Annotated in this window: 13 protein-coding genes; 9 read left to right on the plus strand and 4 right to left on the minus strand. The window is 35.4% G+C overall.

All coding sequences use genetic code 11. The features are described from left to right. Positions 1-163 precede the first annotated feature (163 nt). The 4 genes from A8L32_RS06855 (at position 164) to A8L32_RS06870 (ending at position 3726) form a co-directional block, all read left to right on the plus strand. Complete coding sequence (locus A8L32_RS06855) at positions 164-613, plus strand: c-type cytochrome (protein ID WP_066629398.1); 450 nt, start codon at positions 164-166, stop codon at positions 611-613. Positions 614-668: 55 nt separating this feature from the next. After that, complete coding sequence (locus A8L32_RS06860) at positions 669-1910, plus strand: aminotransferase class V-fold PLP-dependent enzyme (RefSeq protein ID WP_066629400.1); 1242 nt, start codon at positions 669-671, stop codon at positions 1908-1910. A 66-nt stretch (positions 1911-1976) separates the two neighbouring features. Further along, on the plus strand, positions 1977-3158 hold the full coding sequence (locus A8L32_RS06865) for a BamA/TamA family outer membrane protein (protein WP_066629402.1): 1182 nt from the start codon (positions 1977-1979) through the stop codon (positions 3156-3158). Between the two features lie 139 nt (positions 3159-3297). Continuing rightward, positions 3298-3726: an RrF2 family transcriptional regulator gene (locus tag A8L32_RS06870; protein ID WP_066629404.1), complete on the plus strand. Its 429-nt coding sequence runs from the start codon at positions 3298-3300 to the stop codon at positions 3724-3726. A 63-nt stretch (positions 3727-3789) separates the two neighbouring features. Here A8L32_RS06870 and A8L32_RS06875 read toward each other — a convergent pair whose 3' ends face one another. Further along, positions 3790-4902 carry a methyl-accepting chemotaxis protein gene (locus A8L32_RS06875; protein WP_066629407.1) on the minus strand — a complete coding sequence of 371 codons (1113 nt, stop codon included), beginning with the start codon at positions 4900-4902 and terminating at the stop codon, positions 3790-3792. Positions 4903-5229: 327 nt separating this feature from the next. Here A8L32_RS06875 and cysK point away from each other — a divergent pair, with 327 nt between their 5' ends. The 4 genes from cysK to A8L32_RS06895 all read left to right on the plus strand — a co-directional run bounded on the left by cysK (position 5230) and on the right by A8L32_RS06895 (position 10161). After that, positions 5230-6147, plus strand: a complete 918-nt coding sequence (gene cysK / locus A8L32_RS06880) for a cysteine synthase A (RefSeq protein ID WP_066629416.1) — start codon at positions 5230-5232, stop codon at positions 6145-6147. 175 nt (positions 6148-6322) lie between these two features. Then, entirely contained in the window at positions 6323-8113 is a 1791-nt protein-coding gene (locus A8L32_RS06885) for an assimilatory sulfite reductase (NADPH) flavoprotein subunit (protein WP_083631213.1), read from the plus strand. A 29-nt stretch (positions 8114-8142) separates the two neighbouring features. Then, positions 8143-9852 carry an NADPH-dependent assimilatory sulfite reductase hemoprotein subunit gene (locus tag A8L32_RS06890; protein WP_066629422.1) on the plus strand — a complete coding sequence of 570 codons (1710 nt, stop codon included), beginning with the start codon at positions 8143-8145 and terminating at the stop codon, positions 9850-9852. A gap of 78 nt (positions 9853-9930) precedes the next feature. Further along, positions 9931-10161, plus strand: coding sequence for a DUF2061 domain-containing protein (locus A8L32_RS06895; protein ID WP_066629425.1), 231 nt, complete (start codon positions 9931-9933; stop codon positions 10159-10161). Positions 10162-10312: 151 nt separating this feature from the next. Here the strand turns inward: A8L32_RS06895 and A8L32_RS06900 are convergent, their stop codons facing one another. Together A8L32_RS06900 and larE are read right to left on the minus strand one after the other, a co-directional pair. Beyond that, complete coding sequence (locus tag A8L32_RS06900; RefSeq protein ID WP_066629428.1) at positions 10313-10756, minus strand: cold-shock protein; 444 nt, start codon at positions 10754-10756, stop codon at positions 10313-10315. 391 nt (positions 10757-11147) lie between these two features. Next, on the minus strand, positions 11148-11975 hold the full coding sequence (gene larE / locus A8L32_RS06905) for an ATP-dependent sacrificial sulfur transferase LarE (protein WP_066629431.1): 828 nt from the start codon (positions 11973-11975) through the stop codon (positions 11148-11150). A 459-nt stretch (positions 11976-12434) separates the two neighbouring features. Between larE and A8L32_RS06910 the strand changes: the two genes are divergently transcribed. Continuing rightward, positions 12435-15218: a bifunctional aconitate hydratase 2/2-methylisocitrate dehydratase gene (locus tag A8L32_RS06910; protein WP_066629434.1), complete on the plus strand. Its 2784-nt coding sequence runs from the start codon at positions 12435-12437 to the stop codon at positions 15216-15218. A gap of 78 nt (positions 15219-15296) precedes the next feature. Here A8L32_RS06910 and A8L32_RS06915 read toward each other — a convergent pair whose 3' ends face one another. Then, entirely contained in the window at positions 15297-15929 is a 633-nt protein-coding gene (locus tag A8L32_RS06915) for an NAD(P)H-dependent oxidoreductase (RefSeq protein ID WP_066629436.1), read from the minus strand. Positions 15930-15967: the final 38 nt, after the last annotated feature.

Here is a 15967-nt window from a genome sequence, read left to right on the forward strand (position 1 = left end):
AACAATTTATTGTACTTCATGTTTATTGACTAACCATTTTGAGTATATCTGCGATCAGAGGTATTAACGTGGAACGTGTTAAAAGGTTGTGCTTAATGACATATATAGATAATTTAATTGCTCTTTAGATGAGCTTATTATAAAAATAAAAAAATTAAAAGCCATGAAAATTTTAATGACTTGTATGTTTATTACTTTGTTACTTTCCAGTTGTGGACAGGAAAATAAAGTGAAGGAAAATAAAAAAAAGGCAGAAGGTGTAACTCCATCTTCATCTTTAAGCAATAGAAATAGTAGCTATGATGCTGGTAAACTTGTGTATGATAGAAATTGCAAGGTGTGTCATCAAGTGAATAGAAAAGGAATTCCTAAAATTTATCCACCCTTAAAGGATACGGAGTCTATTAAAGGAGATAAAACTTATTTAATTGATGTGGTATTGAATGGACAGTCGGAGGAGATTGTGGTGGAAGGAGTAAAGTATAAAGGAGTAATGGCTTCGTACAGAAATCTTAAGGATCAGGATATTGCAGATGTACTCAATTATTTACGTAACGATAGTGAGGCTGCAAGCGATATAATTACACCTGAAGATGTAAAGCAAGCTAGATAAACAATGACAATCATTAGTTAAAATATTTTACTTTTGCAGCACAAAATATATTAGAATGACACAGCGTAAAGGATATACAACAGCTTCTATACATACCAAACTGCCTAAAAATGATGCATATAATGCTTTGCATATGCCTGTTTATGATGGCGTAGCCTACGAGTTTGAATCTTCTCAGGATATTGAGGATGCATTTATGGGTAAAAAGATGGCGCATGCTTATAGTAGGACATCAAACCCTACAGTAGAATACTTTGAAAAGAAACTACAGAGTGTTTCTGGAGCGCAAGGTGTTGTGGCACTTTCTTCCGGTATGGCAGCTATTTCAAATGCTTTAATGGCTTTGGTGGAATCGGGTGCTAATATTGTATCATCTAATCATTTGTTTGGACATTCCTATGCCTTATTAAAAACTACCTTGGATCATTGGGGCATTGAGGTGCGTTTTGTGGATATGGGTAATGTGGATGAAGTAAAAGCTGCAATAGATGATAAAACTAGGGTGTTGTTTTTTGAGACGATTACCAATCCTCAGTTGGAGTTGGTAGATATTAAAAAGTTGGCCGATATTGCCCACCAAAAGCAAATAGCTGTTGTAGTTGATTCTACTTTAACACCTCCATATGTTTTTAACTCTGTAGAGTTTGGTGTTGATGTTGAGGTGATGTCAACTACTAAATTTATTTCAGGTGGAGCTGCAGCTGTTGGAGGTGCAATTGTTGATAATGGAACTTTTGATTGGAGTAAAGTGCCTGCATTGTCGAATTGGACAGAGAAATTTAAAGAAAATGCTTTTACTGCAAGAGTGCGTAAAGAGATATTTCGCCACCTAGGGGCATGTATGACTGCGCATACAGCACATTTCTTAAATTTAGGTTTAGATATTTTGGCCTTAAGAGTAGATCGTTGTGTGGAGAACTGTGTCGCTTTAGGTGAGTATTTTGTAGCTCATGAAAATATAACTTCGGTTAGTTATCCAGGTTTAAAATCTGATCCTGGTTATGCTTTAAGTGTAAAGCAATTTTCGGGTAAGCCAGGTGGTGTTATGACCATAGATCTTGCATCAAAGGAAAGTTGTTATAAGTTTATGGATGCCTTAAATATTGTGCGACGAGCTACTAATTTAAATGATAATAAAACACTGATTATACATCCTTGGTCTACAATCTACTCCGAATTTTGTGACGAAGAAAAGATAGAGATGGGGATTAGAGATACCATGCTTAGAGTTTCAGTTGGGATTGAGGAGGTTGCTGATTTAATTGCTGATTTTGAATCGGCATTAGCAGGTATTTAGGAGTCGCACGAATTTTAATTGTAAGCTTAAATTTATAAGTTTGTTTCAATTAATTTATAGAGCTAAGTGAATACGAAGAAAAAATATTTAATAAAGCACTGTGCCATACTGGTTACAGTGCTTTTTTTTGGTAAAATAAAAGCACAGCAAGATACCGTTCGTACAGAAAAAGTACCTGGTTTATTAGAGAATGTAGCTGATTTGGCCGACTGGGGGATGGACTTAGTAACTTTTGAAAAGGAAAAGTACACTTTTTTCTTTCTCCCTTTGATGCACTATGAAGAGCGAACAAAATTGTCGTTTGGAGTGATGCCTGTTTGGCGTTTTTATATTGGAGGAAAGCAAGAGGGAAGCGCATATTATCGTCCGTCTAATATTGCTCCATCTGTGGTGTATTCTACTAGTGGTATGTATGAAGTTGAGCTTTTGTCGGAATTCTATACACCCAATAATTGGCGATTGAAAAACAGATGGGTTTATCAATCGATGCCAGATAAATTCTATCATATAGGAAATGAAACGGATAAAAGCGAGTATTCAGAATTCGATGTTAAAAAGCTAGAGTTTATTGGCGATGTGATGAAAGGGCTGAATCAAGAATTGTTTGTGGGCCTTAATTATGATGTGGGTTTTTATGAAATTACTGATGTGCAGTCTGATATTTTAAATGAAGATGTACTCGGGTATGATGGTGGAACTGTAGCTGGGTTTGGGCCTATGGTAAGTTATGATAGTAGGAATAGTGTTTTATTTCCCGATGCAGGGTCGTTTGTAAGTTTATCCTATACGTATTATCCAGAATCTATAAGTGAGTATAATTTCTCTTCGTTTACTTTAGATGCTAGAAACTTCTTAAAGTTGGGAAACAAACAGAGTGTTTTAGCTACGCAGTTGTATATGAAATCAGCGATAGGTGATGTTCCTTTTTACCGACTTCCAGTGTTGGCAGGTAAGAGACTGTTTAGAGGAATTTCACATCCATATAAGTATATGGATAAAAATAGCCTTTATTTGCAGGCAGCCTATAGGTCGCATTTGTGGTGGCGATTGGGTTATGAGGTTTTTACTGGTGCTGGTAATGTATTTCAAAAATGGAACTCAGATGTGTTTTCAAAAGTACACTTGATGGGAGGTGCGGGTTTAAGATTCAGGATTTTAGAAGATGAAAAGTTGAATTTTAGATTCGATTATGCAGTGTCTTCTAGGGGTAATTCGGGCTTCTTTTTTACCCTTGGAGAAGCATTTTAGTATTAAAGCCTACTATTATAGTGTGTTAATAATCCTGTTTATTTTACTATTTTCAAAAAAAACTGTGAACCATAAAGTGCTTAATGGGGTTTAATTGCATATATGTTAAGTATGTGTTAACGAATAAATCGAGTAGGTAATGAAATTTTCGAAGAAAACAGAATATGGCTTAAGATTTTTACTAGCGTTGGCTGAGCTGAGTGAGGGGAAATTTATGGGCATATATCAAATATCACTTAGGCATAGTATTCCCATGAAGTTTTTGGAAGCCATTGCTGTAGCCTTAAAGAAAGCAGGATTATTAGAGGTTAAGAAAGGAGCAGGTGGTGGATATCGTTTAAAGTTTAAACCCGATGAAATATCTTTGTTGATGGTTTTTGAATGCTTGGAGGATGCTTATAAACGAGAGTTAGATGTTACAGGTGATATTTCCAGTAACCAGAAAGCAGTGGCCTTGGTGTTGAATGAGACCATTGCGGGGGTGAGGGAAGTGCTTTCGGAACAAAAGTTGTCCGATATACAAAAGCAGTTTAAGGATTTGAACGAGAGTTTAATGTATTATATCTAAAAAATAACTTTAAGAAGATATTGAAAAGTCCAGCTTTTATTAAAAGCTGGACTTTTTTTATTTCTACAATTTAAAGAATTTAATATTCTTTAAAAGTTTCTCTGATTCAACAGATAGTTGATCAGAATTATCTGACATCTCCTCAGCTAGCTTCGCATTTTTTTGTGTGTGTGAGTTAACGCCTGTTATGGCACTCATTATCTGATCGGAACCTTGTTTAAGTTCTTTGCTGGTTACACTGATTTCAGCCATGTAATTCATGGTTTGATTCATGCTAGGCACTGTTTGCTCTATATTGTTTGATACTTCCTCGGAAAGAAGAATACTTTGATTGGCTAGTTCCGTAATCTCGTTGGCTGCAACCTGGCTGTTCTCAGCCAGCAACCTGACTTCTCCTGCAACTACATTAAAGCCCTTTCCTGCTTCACCTGCTTGTTTAGCTTCTATCGAAGCATTGAGTGCTAACAGGTTTGTTTGACTGGCAATTTCATCAATGATTTTTATTTTTTCATTAATTAATTGCATAGCTTGTAATAATTCTTCGGCACTTTTACTGCTGATTTGTAGCTGATCATTGGTCTTTTGGGTGTGTTGTTTTGATTTTTCGGAGTTGATATAAGAAGATTCAATGTTGGCATTCATTTCCTCTATCGATGCGGATATTTCCTCAATAGAACTTGCTTGTTCGTTATTTCCAGAAGATAGCTTGTGAGACATGTCACTTGTTTGATGCCCCATATCATCAATAATATTAGCTGACTGATGAATCGTTGTTAGGCTATTCTGAAATTTGTTGGTCAACTCTTTAATGCCAATGTTTAGTTCTTTTATTTCGCCACTATAAGTTTGTTTGTTGTCTTTGATGGCTGTAAAATCACCAGAACTCAGTTTTTTTATAGTCTCAATAAAGCCCAGTAGAGGTTTTCGTACTCTTCTGTAAACGAGGTAAAGCATGGCCCAGGTGAAACCTAAGCCAACGGCTAAAGCTACAGGCATCGGGTAAGCCTCAGGAAATGAATAATGTATTTTACTATTGATAACAGTTAAAAATACGTTGGTTATCCAAACTGCACCTATTCGTAGGAATATACTGTTTCTAAAAAATAATCGAAGGGCAAGAGTACCTGCTACAATAGCAGCCACAAGTATGATAAAGATATTCTGGATGTTCTCCATTTGTTAGTTGATTTGAGTTTTATAGGTGGATGTTAAACGTGTTAAAGATATCAAAGGTTATTAAAAATTAAAAATATCAATACTAAAGCATATTTGCTTAATTGCGCATTAAAGCATACTAAAATAGCATGCTAATAAACTATTTTCATAATTTTAAGTTTAAGTTGCAGGTATTTAGTGCTTAAGGTGTTTTTTTGATGTGTTTGTTATGTGTTTAATATACTATAATAGTAGGATATAGGAACATCTCGCTATTGCCAGTTAAATATGCATGGCCTATGTTTGTATCAAATTAAAACGAATAATAACAGACAAAAACATATAATTATGAGTGGAATTGCTAAAAATGTTACAGATTTAATAGGGAATACACCTTTAGTTCAAGTTAACCGTTTAAACCAGGGTGATGCACAAGTAGTTGCTAAATTAGAGTACTTTAATCCAGCTAGCTCGGTAAAAGATCGTATTGCTCATGCTATGATTGAAGATGCGGAGAAAAATGGAAAATTAGATAAGGATACAATTATTGTTGAGCCAACAAGTGGAAACACAGGAGTGGGACTTGCTTTTGTTTCAGCGGTAAAAGGATATAAATTGATTCTGACAATGCCTGAAAGCATGAGCATTGAAAGAAGAAAGCTTTTAAAGAAGTTTGGTGCAGAGTTGGTATTAACGCCAGCAGCACAAGGAATGAAAGGCGCTATTGCTAAAGCCCAAGAAATTGCGGATGAGCAAAAGAAAGCATTTATTCCGCAACAGTTTGATAATGCTGCTAACCCAGCTATCCATAGATGCACAACAGCGCATGAAATATGGAATGATACAGATGGAAACATTGATGTATTTGTTGCTGGTGTTGGAACAGGAGGTACCATTACTGGAGTAGGTGAGGAGTTAAAGAAGAAAAATCCGAACCTTAAAGTTATCGCTGTAGAACCAGAGGATTCACCAGTAATTTCAGGAGGTCAACCAGGACCACATAAAATTCAAGGTATTGGAGCTGGGTTTATTCCAGGTAACTTAAATACTGACATTATTGATGATGTAGTAAAGGTGAGTAACGAAAATGCTGTTAAAACCAGTCATAAAGCAGCCGTTGAAGAAGGTTTGTTAGTAGGATATTCTTCAGGAGCAGCGCTTTGGGCAGCAACAGAGTTGTCTAAAAGACCAGAATTTGCAGGTAAGCGTATTGTAGTTATTTTACCAGATACAGGTGAAAGATACTTAAGTAGCTTCGAGATTTAAGAGAAGCAAGTTGTTCTAATTATTATTTCAACATAAAATATTGGGTTTAAATTGTGTATTTAAGGCATAGGATTTTTTAATCTTATGCCTTTTAAATAACCAATTGTTATTGAGTTGATTGGCTTGGTTAATCTGGTCGGAATGTGATTAGTATGTCTAAAATTTTAAGAAAATTATGATTAAAGGTATAAATAATATTTTTACAAAAGAACAGGTTGAACAAGCTCAACAGCTGTTTACATCTTTGTCTACTGAGCAAAAATACTGGTTGTCTGGTTATCTGTCAGGCTTAAATAATTCAGGTAACCTACTAGAAGGAATAGGTTCTGGTAATGCGACTGTAGCGCAGGGTGCGGTGCCACAAGAAACGGTTAAGTTAACTATCTTATATGGTACACATACCGGAAATTCTAAAATACTTGCTGAGCAAGCTTTGCAACTCGCCTCGCAAGCAGGAGTGGAAGCAGTTACCCAAAGTTTAGGTGATTATAAGGTTCGTAAATTAAAAGAGGAGCAGAACTTATTAGTGATTGTTTCCACACATGGAGAAGGTGATCCTCCAGCATCAGCTGAAGATTTTTATGCGTATATATTCGGTAAAAAAGCACCTAAATCAGATAATCTAAATTTTGCTGTAATTGGCTTAGGTGATAGCAGTTATGCTAAGTTTTGTCAAACAGGAAAAGATATTTATGATCAATTAAGCTCTTTGGGTGCAAAAGCAGTGCACGATTTTATTGAGCTTGATGTGGATTATAAAGATACAATTGCGGATATTTTACCTGCAGTGGTTTCGAAGTTTAGCGCAGTTAATGGTGTTGTTGCTAGTAGCCAACAAGCAGGTAATGGAATTGCTTTAGCATCTGACGCTTGGGTTGAAGCTGAGGTGCTGGAGAAAGTGTTGCTGAATGGTAAAGGGTCTGCTAAAGAAACCTACCATATTGAGTTTGATATTGAAGATTCTGGTTTGGTTTATCAACCAGGAGATGCACTTGAAGTAGTCGCTCAAAACGGTAAGGCTTTGGTAAAGGATATTCTAGCGCAGCTAAATATCTCGGAAGATGAATATGTAAGTGTAGGAAATGAAAGTTTAAGTATTTATGATGCATTAGTTAATAAATTTGAGATAACAGTAGTTACTAATCCTGTTATTAAAAAATATGCAGAGATTGCTCAGAGTGAAGCGTTAAATGCGCTTATTTCAGATGACGAAAAACTTCAGGAATACTTATATGGTGCCGATTTTCTGGATTTAATTTCTTCTTATCCAGCTAAATTAGATGCTAATACATTAGCTACTCTGTTGCGTAAGTTACCTCCGCGTTTATATTCTATCTCATCAAGTTACGAGTATAGTCCTGAGGAGGTTCATATAACAGTAGGTGCGGTTCGTTACGATTTAAATGAAAGAGAGCATCATGGTGTGTGTTCAGGGTTTTTAGCTGATCAAATTCAAGAAGGAGCGACAGTTAAAATTAGGGTGAAGCCAAATTTAGGATTCAAACTTCCTGAAGATGATAATACGGCTGTAATTATGGTTGGACCAGGTACAGGGATTGCACCTTTCAGATCGTTTTTGCAAGAGCGTGAGGCTAAGGAATCAGAAGGAAAAAATTGGTTGTTTTTTGGAGATCAACATTTTGAAACTGACTTTTTGTATCAAACAGAGTTGTTGAAGTATAGAAAAGAAGGTGTTGTGAGTAAGTTGGATGTTGCTTTTTCTCGCGATCAAGAAGAGAAAATATATGTTCAGGATAGATTAAATGAGAATGGTGAAGAACTGTTTAAATGGTTAAACGAAGGTGCCTATTTTTATTTATGTGGAGATATGAAGCGTATGGCCAAGGATGTAAAAGATGCCTTATTGCAGATTATTCAAAAGTACGGAAACCTATCGGATGTTGAAGCGCAGGAATACTTTAGGAATTTAAAATCAGCAGGACGTTTTCAAGAGGATGTTTATTAAAAACTCAACCGATCTAAAAAAATAAAGACATGGCAGATATTATAGATAATGAAATATTTCCCTCTTGGAATCCATCTGATGTTGAGGGTATCAAAACACGAAGTAATTTTCTAAGAGGTTCTCTTGAGGAAAGTTTAAACGATATAGCTACTGGTTCAATTGCTGAGGATGATACACAGTTAATTAAGTTTCATGGTAGTTATCAGCAAACGGATAGAGATTTAGATGTAGAGCGTAAGCAGCAAAAGCTTGAGCCTCTGTATAGTTTCATGATTAGAGTTCGCATACCTGGAGGGGTAGCAAGTGCTGATCAATGGGTTGCTTTCGATGAAATATCAAAAGATCACAGTAATACGCTTAAGTTAACCACTCGTCAGGCTTTTCAGTTTCACGGTGTTATCAAGCGAAACTTAAAAAACACGATGCAAGGTATTAATGATGCTTTGTTCGATTCAATTGCAGCTTGTGGTGATGTAAACCGTAATGTGATGTGTACTACCAACGAAGGATTATCGCCTTTGGTGCCAGCTGCATATCAAATGTCAAAAGATATTAGCGATCACCTATTGCCTCGTACCACAGCTTATCACGAAATCTGGTTAAACCAGAAATTATTAGTGGACGGTAGACAAGATGAAGAGCCTATTTATGGCAAGACTTATTTGCCGCGTAAATTCAAGATTGCCATCGCTATTCCTCCATATAATGATACCGATATTTTCTCTAATGATATTGGTTTAATAGCGATTGGTAAAGGTGATAAGTTAGAAGGTTTTAATGTTACTATTGGAGGTGGTTTGGGTATGACTTTCACAGAGCCCGGAACTTATCCAAGATTGGGTGATGTAGTAGGGTATGTGCCTTACGAAAAAACATTGGAGGTAATTGAAGAAATTGTTAAGCTTCAGCGTGATTATGGTAATCGTGAGAATAGAAAAAAAGCGAGATTAAAATATACGCTTGACCGTTTAGGGCCAGCAGAATTCAAAGGTCTGTTAGAGAAAAGGTTAGGTTATAGTATCGCAAAAGCAAAGTCCTATAAGTTCACCAGTAATGGCGATGTTTTTGGTTGGAAAAAAGCTAAATCGGGAAAGTGGTCTTTAGGATTATTTATTGAGCACGGTAGAGTTAGAGATGAGGCTGGGTATGAGTTAAAAACAGGTTTAAGAAAAGTCGCAGATCTTAAAAAATGTGATTTCAGACTAACAGGTAATCAAGGTCTAGTACTTGGAGGAATAGAAGAAAAGGATAAAAAGGAGATAGAAGCTGTGCTGAAGGAATTTAGCATTTGGCCTAAAAAGACATTGAGTGGTGTAAGAAAGCATGCTATTGCCTGTGTTGCCTTAAATACTTGTACGATGGCTTTTGCCGAAGCGGAAAGATACTTGCCTTCTTTAATTGATAAAATTGATGAGATCCTGGCAGAGAATGACCTGACCAATGATGATATTTTAATTAGGATGACAGGTTGTCCTAATGGCTGTGGTAGACCATACCTAGGAGAAATTGGCTTTGTAGGTCGTTCGTTAGGAAAATACAATATGTATTTGGGAGCTGGCTTTAGTGGGGAGAGATTAAATACTTTGTATAAAGAGACACTTTCTGAGGAGGAGATTTTAAAAGAATTAAAAGTTCTTCTTCCAAGGTATGCTAAAGAAAGAGAAAAAGGAGAGAAGTTTGGTGATTTTGTTGGACGTGTGGGCATTATAGAGCACGCTAAAGAGATAGATCATATTTAATCCAGAAATTAAAAAATACCAATAGGCTTGCTCTTATTGAATAGGCTTATTGGTTTACTAATTTTAAATTGACCACAGATGGAAGAAAAACGTTATAGAACCATACTAAAAACTGTATCGTGGAGGGTGACGGGTACGGTGGATACTTTCCTAATATCCTATTTAATTACAGGAAAGATAGGGTTAGCAGCATCAATTAGTGGAGTAGAAGTATTTACAAAAATGATTCTGTATTACTTTCACGAAAGAGCTTGGAATAAAATAGATTACGGAAAAGAAAAGCCTAAACAACCAGAGTATTATATTTAAAGATGAAGTCAATACTGACTCTAATAATTCTGGTGAATAAATTTATGATGACTTAGTAATTGAACTAAGGAATAGCGAAGAATAAAGTTACAAATGTATATAACAAAAAAAAGGTGCGATATTCGCACCTTTTTTGATTATATAAAGAGTATTAAATCTTCTTTACTCGAACGGCATTCATACCTTTTAGTCCCTTTTCAAGCTCAAAGTTAACTTTGTTACCTTCAACAATTTTATCCAATAAACCGTTGATGTGTACAAAGAATTTTTCTTGCGTATCTAAATCTTTGATAAATCCATAACCTTTATCATCGTTGAAAAATTCAACACGACCAGTTCTAATTGGATCTTCAATATCTTCTTTTTTAGGAACTGAAATTTCGATATTCTCAGCCTTAATTTTTTTCTTCTTGGTTAAATCAGGTGGAGTATCCACAAGTCTACCATTCTCATCCACATAAGCAATCATACTGTCTAAACTACCGTCAACAGCATTCGCTTTGCGTTCTTCTTTACGTAAAGCTTTGTCTTTACGCTTCTTCATTCTTTTTTGCTCTTTGTCTTTTTTACCAAATGTTTCTTGAGATCTCCCCATTCAATATATTTTATTAATATTAATATAATTACAGCATTCAGGTAATAAATATGATTCATAAAATGGACTGTTAAGCGCCAAATTGGAGTGTATGAATGAATAGTATATTACTAGAAAGGATATATTTTGCTTATTATCGGGTGCAAAGGTAAAATAATTAATTGGACTTTCAGAATATCAGGATGATTTGATTTGGAAAAAATGTACATATTTAACTCATGTTTTTACGTCATTGCCCAATTGACCTAATATGGGGTTATCCATAAATTAAATGGTTTGAGTTATAAACTGTAAATGCAAAGCTTGCAAAATCAAAAAAAAGCAGCTTATTTTCTGTAAATGAATGTTTTTATAGAAAGTATAACGAAGTAGTTGAATTCATAGACAAACACTAATTATCGGCGTTATCTGTTTTTATATCTCTATTTAGCTTCCCAGATACCAATCCTTCATTATCTATTTTAACAGAGCTAAAACCATACTCTGTAATTAATTTTGGAATAACATAAGAGAGTTGCTTGTTCAATAGGCCAAGCTCTTTTTGTGGCACTTCTATGCTTGCTCCTCCATTTTTGTATCTTACCCTAACATCTTTAAAACCGTGTTTGTTAATGAGGTTTTCTGCATTTTCAACCATGCTCAATCTTTCTCGTGTAATATGTTCTCCGTAAGGAAAGCGGCTACTTAAGCATGGGCTGGCAGGCTTATCCCAAACAGTAAGTTTATAATGCTTACTTATATTACGAATACTTTCTTTAGTTATTTTACATTCAAGCAGCGGGCTGCGTACGCTAAACTCATTGGCTGCTTTCATGCCAGGTCTGTAATCACCTGTATCATCGTAATTGTTGCCATTAATAATTTCAAAATCAGGATACTTTGATAACAGTTTTTGAATAGCGTTATATAGGTTCGATTTACAATAATAACATCTATTTACAGGGTTAGAACTATAATTAATATCTTCTATTTCGTTGGCATCAATTTCAACGAGTTCAATATCATAGGTGTCTGCAAATATTCTGGCGTCTAACAAATCTTTCTGCTTTAAACTGGCCGAATTACTAATGACAGCAATGGCATTGTTTTTACCCAACTGCTGTCTTGCCATAAAAGCAACTAAGCACGAATCTACACCTCCAGATAAAGCAATAAGTACTTTGGGATGTTCCTGAAACCATTGATTTAGTTTTGTAATGTCAGCTTGCAAGTTTTCCATACACAGCTAACATTGTCAACAATAAAAAAGTTGTGTGAGCACTTAATAAGTTAAGTTTTTTTTGAGCTGTAGTTTTAGTAGGTATTATTCTATATCTATTTTGTAAGTTGACGATAAAAGTGATTTGAAAAACGAACCATTTATTTTTATGTATTAGTGTAAGTTTTAAGTTGCGAAAAATAAGAATTTAAAGGAATTTTAAAGATTTTCCTATAGATTCATTATAAATAAACCTATTTCAGATTTCTACTCAGGAATAAATTTTTATTTTTGCGATAAGAAATGAAGGTTCTTCATTGTAGATGCAATGGTTGAGTAGAACCTTGAATTTTTTCAAACAAAATAAAATGCAAAGTGTTGTATGATAAAGGAACTACTTTGTGTTATTTATTAGAAACTATTTAAACAGTTTCTAGAAATAAACTGATAGATTTCCATTAATTCCCAAAGAAAGTTTTTATGAGCAAATACAGTGAATATCTTAAAGAGATTGAAGAAAGAAAACAAGAAGGACTAAATCCTAAACCTATTGATGCTGCTGATTTAATTGGAGAAATCATTGAGCAAATTAAGGATGTAGATAATGAACACAGAGAGGAGTCTCTCAATTTCTTTATATATAACGTGTTGCCAGGTACTACGCATGCTGCTGGTACAAAAGCTAAATTTTTAAAAGATATTATTTTAGGAAATGCAGTAGTTAAAGAAATTACGCCTGCTTTTGCATTTGAGCAATTATCGCATATGAAAGGTGGACCTTCTATTGGAGTGTTATTGGACCTAGCATTTGGTGATGATGCCTCTATTGCTAAAGAAGCTGCAAACGTACTTAAAACTCAAGTGTTTTTATACGAGGCAGACATGGAGCGTTTGGCTAGTGCGTTTAAAAATAACAACGCAATTGCTAAGGAAATTATTGAAAGCTATGCGCAAGCAGAGTTTTTTACTAAACTACCTGAAGTAGAGGAAGAAATTAAAGTAGTAACATATGTGGCTGGAGTTGGTGATATCTCTACCGATTTACTTTCGCCAGGCAATCAAGCACACTCGCGTTCGGATCGAGAACTTCATGGAAAATGTTTGATTTCACCTGAAGCACAAGACGAAATTACGGCTTTAAAACAAGAGCATCCAGATAAGAGGGTAATGCTTATTGCTGATAAGGGAACAATGGGAGTAGGTTCGTCAAGAATGTCGGGTGTTAATAATGTAGCACTTTGGACGGGTAAGCAGGCGAGTCCATACGTACCATTTATTAATATTGCCCCAATTGTTGCAGGAACAAACGGAATTTCTCCAATTTTCCTAACTACAGTTGGTGTTACAGGAGGTATTGGTGTTGACCTTAAAAACTGGGTTAAAAAATTAGATGACCAAGGTAAACCAGTTCTGAATAAAGATGGTGATGCTGTTCTAGAAGAAGCTTACTCTGTTGAAACAGGAACGGTTCTCACAATTAATACTAAAACGAAAAAACTATATAATGGAGAGCAGGAATTAATTGATATTTCTTCTTCATTAACGCCTCAAAAAGTTGAGTTTATTAAAGCTGGAGGTTCTTATGCCATTGTGTTCGGAAAGAAATTACAAACATTTGCTGCCAATGTATTGGGAATAGATGTTCCTTTGGTATTCGCCCCATCTAAAGAAATTTCAAACGAAGGACAAGGTTTAACTGCGGTTGAAAAAATATTCAATAAAAATGCAGTAGGAACTACACCTGGAAAAGTGCTTCATAGTGGTTCTGATGTTCGTGTTCAAGTTAATATTGTAGGTTCTCAGGATACTACAGGTCTGATGACTTCGCAAGAGTTGGAGTCGATGGCTGCTACAGTTATTTCTCCAATTGTGGATGGTGCATACCAATCGGGTTGTCATACAGCCTCTGTTTGGGATAAAAAAGCACAAGCCAATATTCCTAAACTGATGAAGTTTATGAACGATTTTGGTTTGATTACTGCTCGCGACCCTAAAGGTGTTTATCATTCTATGACGGATGTAATTCATAAAGTTTTAAATGATATTACTATAGATGATTGGGCAATTGTTATTGGAGGAGATTCTCATACAAGAATGTCGAAAGGTGTTGCTTTTGGTGCAGATTCAGGTACGGTAGCTCTTGCTTTAGCCACAGGTGAGGCTTCTATGCCTATTCCAGAATCGGTGAAGGTAACCTTTAAAGGTGAAATGAAAGACCACATGGATTTTCGTGATGTAGTTCATGCCACTCAATCACAGATGCTTCAAAAATTTGGTGGAGAGAATGTTTTTCAAGGAAGAATTATTGAGGTTCATCTTGGAACATTACCTGCTGATCAGGCATTTACTTTCACAGACTGGACTGCTGAAATGAAAGCTAAAGCTTCAATCTGTATTTCTCAGGATGATACCCTAATAGAATCATTGGAGATTGCAAAAAGCAGAATCCAAATCATGATTTTAAAGGGCATGGATAACGAAAATAAAGTTCTTCAAGGCCTGATTGATAAAGCGGACAATAGAATTGCTGAAATTAGATCGGGAGAAAAGCCTGCTTTGGTACCAGATGAGAATGCTAAATATTTTGCGGAATTTGAGGTAGATATGGATCTTATTACAGAGCCAATGATTGCCGATCCAGATGTAAATAATGATGATGTTTCTAAGCGGTATACACATGATACCATCCGTACTCTTTCTTATTATGGAGGAGATAAAAAAGTAGATTTAGGTTTCGTTGGTTCTTGTATGGTGCATAAAGGCGATCTTAAAATTGTTGCTCAGATGCTTCGTAATTTAGAGAAACAAAACGGAAAAGTGGAGTTTAAAGCACCATTGGTTGTAGCTGCTCCAACCTATAATATTATTGATGAACTTAAAAAAGAAGGAGATTGGGATATTCTTAAGGAGTACTCAGGATTTGAATTCAGTGACTTATTACCAAAGGATACAGCTCGTACTGAGTATGAGAATGTGATGTACTTAGAGCGTCCAGGTTGTAATTTATGTATGGGTAATCAAGAAAAAGCAGCAAAAGGAGATACGGTTTTTGCTACATCAACTCGTTTATTTCAAGGACGTGTGGTAGGTGATGCTGATGGTAAAAAAGGAGAATCTTTATTGGCTTCAACTCCGGTGGTAGTGTTAGCTTCTATTTTGGGTCGTACACCAACTATGGAAGAATACAAAGTGGCTGTAGAGAGTATTAAACTGACTAAATTTGCTCCACCAAGCGAAAAAATGACTTTAAGGCTAGATGCCTAATGCGATAATAGTTGAATTCTTTTGAGAGAATTTGCCTTAAAAAATAGCCTTCCGACTTAATGTTGGAAGGCTATTTTTTTATTTTAATTCAGTAATAAAATCTTCTTTGCTATTTCTAACCTTTGTTAAGGGCTCTAGCCAGTCGCCACCTTTTTCTCTATATCCAAGAGGCAAAAGAAGAACGCTTTTTAATCCTTTTTCTTTAAGGTTTAAAATTTCGTCTACTGCAGCAGGATCAAATCCTTCCATTGGCGTAGCGTCAACCTCTTCAAATGCTGCGGCAGTAATAGCACTTGCAAATCCAATATAGGCTTGCTTAGCTGTATGTACAAAATTTTCCTCAGCAGAACGTTGTGGATACGAACCTAAAAGCATTTGTCTATAATCTTCCCATCCTTGGTTTTTAAAACCTCTAATATCGTTAGTTAAGTCAAACATTTTATTGATACGCTCTTCGGTATAGTTATCCCAAGCAGCAAAAACTAATAAATGCGAGCAATCTGTAATCTGTTCCTGATTCCAAGCAACAGGTTTAATCTTTTCTTTTAGCTCTTTGTTGGTTATTACCAAAATTTCGTATGGTTGCAAACCGCTTGATGTTGGAGCAAGTCTAGCTGCTTCTAAAATATTATCAACTTTTACCTGAGGTACTACCTCACCATTCATTTTTTTAGTAGCGTAACGCCAATTTAGTCTTTCTAATAAGTCCATATCTATTATTTTTTTTTATAATTTTTCTTTTTGTCGAA

The organism is Labilibacter marinus (assembly GCF_001659685.2).
GTDB lineage: Bacteria > Bacteroidota > Bacteroidia > Bacteroidales > Marinilabiliaceae > Saccharicrinis > Saccharicrinis marinus.

Excerpts from the sequence above, each read along its gene's own strand:
- A8L32_RS06855 (WP_066629398.1), top strand. The coding sequence starts at position 164 with ATGAAAATTTTAATGACTTGTATGTTTATTACTTTGTTACTTTCCAGT.
- A8L32_RS06860 (WP_066629400.1), top strand. The coding sequence starts at position 669 with ATGACACAGCGTAAAGGATATACAACAGCTTCTATACATACCAAACTG.
- A8L32_RS06870 (WP_066629404.1), top strand. The coding sequence starts at position 3,298 with ATGAAATTTTCGAAGAAAACAGAATATGGCTTAAGATTTTTACTAGCG.
- A8L32_RS06875 (WP_066629407.1), bottom strand. The coding sequence starts at position 4,902 with ATGGAGAACATCCAGAATATCTTTATCATACTTGTGGCTGCTATTGTA.
- cysK (WP_066629416.1), top strand. The coding sequence starts at position 5,230 with ATGAGTGGAATTGCTAAAAATGTTACAGATTTAATAGGGAATACACCT.
- A8L32_RS06885 (WP_083631213.1), top strand. The coding sequence starts at position 6,323 with ATGATTAAAGGTATAAATAATATTTTTACAAAAGAACAGGTTGAACAA.
- A8L32_RS06890 (WP_066629422.1), top strand. The coding sequence starts at position 8,143 with ATGGCAGATATTATAGATAATGAAATATTTCCCTCTTGGAATCCATCT.
- A8L32_RS06895 (WP_066629425.1), top strand. The coding sequence starts at position 9,931 with ATGGAAGAAAAACGTTATAGAACCATACTAAAAACTGTATCGTGGAGG.
- A8L32_RS06900 (WP_066629428.1), bottom strand. The coding sequence starts at position 10,756 with ATGGGGAGATCTCAAGAAACATTTGGTAAAAAAGACAAAGAGCAAAAA.
- larE (WP_066629431.1), bottom strand. The coding sequence starts at position 11,975 with ATGGAAAACTTGCAAGCTGACATTACAAAACTAAATCAATGGTTTCAG.
- A8L32_RS06910 (WP_066629434.1), top strand. The coding sequence starts at position 12,435 with ATGAGCAAATACAGTGAATATCTTAAAGAGATTGAAGAAAGAAAACAA.
- A8L32_RS06915 (WP_066629436.1), bottom strand. The coding sequence starts at position 15,929 with ATGGACTTATTAGAAAGACTAAATTGGCGTTACGCTACTAAAAAAATG.